Annotated in this window: 3 protein-coding genes; all 3 read left to right on the top strand. The window is 65.8% G+C overall.

All coding sequences use genetic code 11. The annotated features are described in order from the left end of the window. Positions 1-1,208 (top strand): GTP-binding protein (locus ACILRA_RS21940; protein WP_395664163.1); only part of this gene is annotated, 1,208 nt, incomplete at its 5' end. A gap of 3 nt (positions 1,209-1,211) precedes the next feature. Then, entirely contained in the window at positions 1,212-1,850 is a 639-nt protein-coding gene (locus ACILRA_RS21935) for a hypothetical protein (protein ID WP_395664164.1), read from the top strand. Positions 1,851-2,246: 396 nt separating this feature from the next. Next, positions 2,247-2,547: EamA family transporter (locus ACILRA_RS21930; RefSeq protein WP_395664162.1), on the top strand; the 301-nt coding region annotated here is incomplete at its 3' end.

Raw genomic sequence — 2,547 nt, 5'->3', positions numbered from 1 at the left:
ATGCCGCCACCACCAAGTACCTGGGTGACAGCTACACCTTCCTCGATTGCCCCGGCTCCATCGAATTCGCGCAGGACCAGCGCGCGGCCCTGCTGGGCGCGGACGTGGCCGTGGTCGTCTGCGAGGCGGACGCCAAGAAGGCCGCCGCGCTGCAATTGATCCTGAAGCAGCTGGATGAGATCGGGCTGCCGCGCATCCTGTTCATCAACAAGGTGGACAAGACGGAGTCCTCCCCGCGTGACGTGCTCGCCTGGCTGCAGCCTGCCTCCTCGAAGCCATTGGTTTTGCGCCAGCTGCCGATCATGAAGGGCTCGATCGTCACGGGCTTCGTCGACCTCGCACTCGAGCGCGCCTATGTTTACCAGGAGCATCTCGAGAGCAAGCTGATCGACATGCCGGATGATATGGCGGACCTCGAGAAGTCCCAGCGCTTCGCCATGCTGGAGACGCTCGCCGACCATGACGATGAGTTGATGGAGCAGCTGCTCTCCGACATGGAGCCGCCGCGCGACCGGGTGTTCGCCGATCTTGCGCGCGAGTTGGCGGAGGGCTTCATCACGCCTGTGCTGTTCGGCTCGGCCGAGCACGGAACAGGAATCGAGCGGCTGCTCAAGGCGCTGCGGCATGAAGCACCGGGCATCGCCGGGACGGTGAAGCGGCTGGGCCATGCCGGCAACGGCACCATTGTCCAGGTGCTGAAGACCTTCCACACGGCGCATGGCGGCAAGCTTTCGCTGTCACGCGTGCTTTCGGGCGAGGTGGCGGACGGTACGGTGCTGCAGGACGCAACGGGAGAGGACAGCCGCGTGGCCGGCGTCTTCAGCCTGATGGGTGTCACGCCCAGCAAGCTGGCCAAGGCTTCAGTGGGTGATACCGTGGCGCTGGGCCGGCTGGAGGCCGCGCGGACGGGCGAGACCCTCTCGTCCAGCAAGGGACCCGCGCGGCAACTGGCGAAGCTCACCGTGGCGCCCGGCGTCTACGGCTTTGCGATCTCGGTGGCGGACCGCAAGGACGAGGTGAAGCTGACGAGCGCCATCGCCAAGCTGGTGGAAGAAGACCCCTCGCTTTCCCTCGAGCATAATCACGATACGCATGAGATCGTGCTGTGGGGGCAGGGCGAGGTGCATCTGCGCGTGGCGCTGGAACGGCTGCAGGGCAAGTTCGGCGTGCAGGCGCTGTCACGCCCGCGGCGCATCGCCTACAAGTAGACGATCCGCAAACCCACTGAGGTGAGGGGGCGGCATAAGAAGCAGTCTGGCGGGCACGGCCAGTTCGGCGATGTGGTGGTGCAGATCTCACCCCTGCCGCGCGGCGCGGGCTTCGTGTTCAGCGATACGATCACCGGCGGCGCGGTGCCAAAGCAATATATTCCTGCCGTCGAACAGGGCATCAGGGAGTGGATGGGGCACGGGCCACTGGGGTTTCCCGTGGTCGATTTTTCGGTGAACCTGTCGGACGGTTCCTACCATGACGTTGACTCCTCGGAAATGGCATTCAAGACGGCGGCGCGCATCGCCATGGTGGAGGGCATGCCGAATTGCAGCCCGGTGCTGCTGGAGCCCATCGTGGCGGTGGAGATCCATGTGCCGGGTGAAGCGACCTCTCGCGTCAACCAGATCGTCACCGGCCATCGCGGCCAGCTTCTGGGATTTGACGGCCGCGAAGGCTGGACCGGCTGGGACACGGTGAAGGCACATATGCCCGAATCCGAGATGGCATCGCTCATCATCGAGCTGCGCTCGGCCACGGCGGGTGTGGGCACCTTCACCTATGTGCTGGACCATATGGCCGAACTCACCGGCCGCGCGGCAGAGCAGGTGCTGGCCAACCGGCGGGCGGAGGCGGCCTAGAGAAAGGGCCATTCCTCTCCCCCCTTGGGGGAGAGGGTAGGGTGAGGGGGTCTCTCCGCGCGTGAGATGGTTGCCGTTTGGACTTGTGGAGCGACCCCCTCACCCCTCCCTTTCCCCCGGAGGGGGCGAGGGGGAAAAGAGTCACCGCATGGCCATCGCCTTTCCCGGCGCCATCCAGAAGGGCGGCAGCCAGCCGGCGATGTTGCTGAGCGGTAGCACCTCAGGCTCTCCCCCGGAGGGGGCGAGGGGGAAAAGAGTTACCGCATCGCCAGCGGCTTTCCACCGGGGCCCGGCGAAGCAGCGACTGGCGCTGCAGCGTGTGGACGGCGGGATGCCTCGCGCCTATTGTTCAGCGACATTGGAAAGTCCGCTGCAGCAGGTGGGAGGAGCCCCGACATGACAACCAAGGACAGCGCGTGGACGACGCTCCTGTTTCACGTCTTTCTGCTGCTGCTTGCAGCCCTGATCTATGGGGCGATTTTCCCCGTGAACCGGTTTGCGGCCGAGGCCGGGTGGGAGCCGATTTCCTTCGCATTCCAGCAGGCGCTCTTTGCCGGGTTGCTGCTGGTAGCCGCCGGCCTGCCGCTGGGGCTGAAGCCGGGCGTGACGCGCAGCCATCTGCTCGCCTATGTGGCGATCGGCGGGCTGGTGGTGGGGCTGCCCATGGGGCTGCTGGTAGCCGCAGCAAGCCGCCTCG

It is taken from the genome of Aestuariivirga sp. (assembly GCF_044239095.1).
Taxonomy (GTDB): Bacteria; Pseudomonadota; Alphaproteobacteria; order Rhizobiales; family Aestuariivirgaceae; genus Aestuariivirga.
This window is presented reverse-complemented; position numbering and strand designations above follow the sequence as displayed.